Consider the following 962-nt stretch of genomic DNA (forward strand, 5'->3'; position numbering starts at 1 on the left):
TGTTGGGGGAGAGGCGGGCAGAGCCCTCTTTCCCCCTCAAAAACAGACAATGAGCATACCAGGCACAGGCGCAGCCGAAGCCAGTTCGCGCACTGCTTGACCGGTTAAAAGGGCAGCCGTAGGAGGTTTATGCGTAGCGCCGCCCTAAGGGCGGAACCCGGGACCGACTGCACCCGGCGAGCGGTTCATTTTGGTCTTCCACCTCTGGTGCCGGCGTTTCCCACAAGCCTTCGGCAAACCCTACGGCGCTACCTGGCGGGCGCGGGTTGCCTTCGGCTGCTCCGCTCACCTGAGGTTTGCTTGGAAGTATTCCGGATGTGTGAATGCCTGCCCAACGAGTTCGGAGCCGACCACGACGCCATCACGTGTGACCAGGCTGGCATTGGCCTGGCGGGGGAACAGCGTCTGCCCGATCCCCGTTATCGCCAGCGGATAGGCGACGCCAGTGAGGAGAGTCATGATCGCCAACATGGCTATTGCCGGTCTTATTTGTGAAAGCACCGTCTTCTTCCCTTTTATGCCAGGCCGAGCGCTGAGACCGCCACGTCAATGGCTTTGATGCCGACGAACGGCACGATCAGGCCACCAAGACCGTAGATCAACAGATTGCGCCGAAGCAATTCGCCCGCCGTCGCCGGCTGATAACGCACGCCACGCAGCGCCAGCGGGATCAGAGCGAAAATGACCAATGCGTTGAAGATCACGGCGGACAGAATGGCACTTGCCGGACTTGCCAGACCCATGACGTTCAGTGCTTGCAGACCTGGGTAGGCAGTAATGAACAGGGCGGGTATGATCGCGAAATATTTTGCTACGTCGTTGGCGATCGAGAAAGTCGTTAGAGCACCGCGGCTAATCAGCAGCTGTTTTCCGACGAGCACGACCTCGATGAGCTTGGTCGGGTCGCTGTCGAGATCGATCAGATTGCCGGCCTCCTTAGCCGCCGGCGTGCCGGTGTTCAT

At 59.9% G+C, this 962-nt stretch carries 2 pseudogenes; both read right to left on the reverse strand.

Annotated features, from left to right (window positions below):
* Positions 1 to 303: 303 nt before the first annotated feature.
* Positions 304 to 501, reverse strand: a pseudogene (locus ACFHWW_RS33865) (potassium-transporting ATPase subunit C); the annotation flags it as partial.
* A gap of 14 nt (positions 502 to 515) precedes the next feature.
* Positions 516 to 962: pseudogene (locus tag ACFHWW_RS33870) on the reverse strand (potassium-transporting ATPase subunit B); the annotation flags it as partial.

Origin of the sequence: Sinorhizobium sp. P24N7 (genome assembly GCF_042436655.1) — a bacterium.
GTDB lineage: Bacteria > Pseudomonadota > Alphaproteobacteria > Rhizobiales > Rhizobiaceae > Sinorhizobium > Sinorhizobium meliloti_A.